The sequence below is a fragment of the Mesorhizobium sp. LNHC229A00 genome, assembly GCF_000502415.1.
Taxonomy (GTDB): Bacteria; Pseudomonadota; Alphaproteobacteria; order Rhizobiales; family Rhizobiaceae; genus Mesorhizobium.
In genome coordinates, this window is record NZ_AYWQ01000091.1 from 1 (window position 1) to 1,098 (window position 1,098).

A 1,098-nucleotide genomic window follows, 5' to 3' on the forward strand; every position below is an offset into this window, starting at 1 on the left:
TTGGTGCGAACTATGTGCGGCGGAGATGCTCGAGCTGATGCAGCTACAGGAGAAATACAAGGACAGCGGACTTGAGGTCGTCGGCATCGCGGCTGATGAAAACGCTCCAACGGCCGTTGAGGCCCGAACCAGGTTGGACGCGTGGTTGACCGAAAAGTGCTCAAACCTGAACTTTCGGATCGCGTTCGACTACACAGGCGAAATGAACAAGCTTTGGATGGAACCCAGCTTTTCTGTCGGGATTCCGACCTCGTTCGTGGTCGACCGAGACGGCCACATCGCCTTTATCGGTCATCCGACGGAACTCGATGAGGTCTTGCCGAAAGTGCTTAACGNCCGAGACGGCCACATCGCCTTTATCGGTCATCCGACGGAACTCGATGAGGTCTTGCCGAAAGTGCTTAACGGCAGCTGGCGCACCAGCGATCAAGCGAAATCCGCCGATACGGAGCGGATCGCCAAAAACGAACCCATGGCGCGCGAACAAGCGTTGAAGAAGCCGATCAATGACAGATTTTGGGCGGCGGTGAAGACAGAGGATTGGAAGACGGCGCTCTCGGCGATCGAAGAGGGCATTGCCCTGTTGCCGGACAACCTCAATTTCCGCCTGGCTCATGCGAATCTGGTGCTTCACAAAATGCACGACATGTGGACCGGCTTGCCCCTCATGCACCAATTGGTTCGCGACGCGATCGACAGAAACTCCGAGGACTGGATGATCGCGGCGCTAAACCAACTCTTCCATCCGAACCTTGACCATTCGCGCTTTCCGTCTGCTGAGCGCTTCGCGATAGGCAAAGAGCTGTCCGAACACGTGCTGGCACTGAATCCCCCGCAAGGCGACAGCCCAAAGTTCTGGTCTTATCCGGCGGTCGCTCGGTATTATCATGAGAGCGGCAACAAAAATCGCGCGATCGAGTTGGTGGAGCTGGCACTGAAGTCGCTGGACGGTCCGGAGCCTATCCCTGACGAACTGAAAGAGCACCTTCTACCGGAGTTGCTACAGGCCTTGGCCAACTACAAGGATGAGAAGGTTTGTCACGGCGCTCTCTGCGCGGCACCGCAAAAGAATTTTTTGCCGAAGGTGTCAAAGCGCCG

1 protein-coding gene is annotated in these 1,098 nt (G+C 56.5%); it reads left to right on the forward strand.

The window, feature by feature from the left end:
- Positions 1-25: 25 nt before the first annotated feature.
- Positions 26-1,098: TlpA disulfide reductase family protein (locus tag X742_RS140430; protein ID WP_084569712.1), on the forward strand; the 1,073-nt coding region annotated here is incomplete at its 3' end.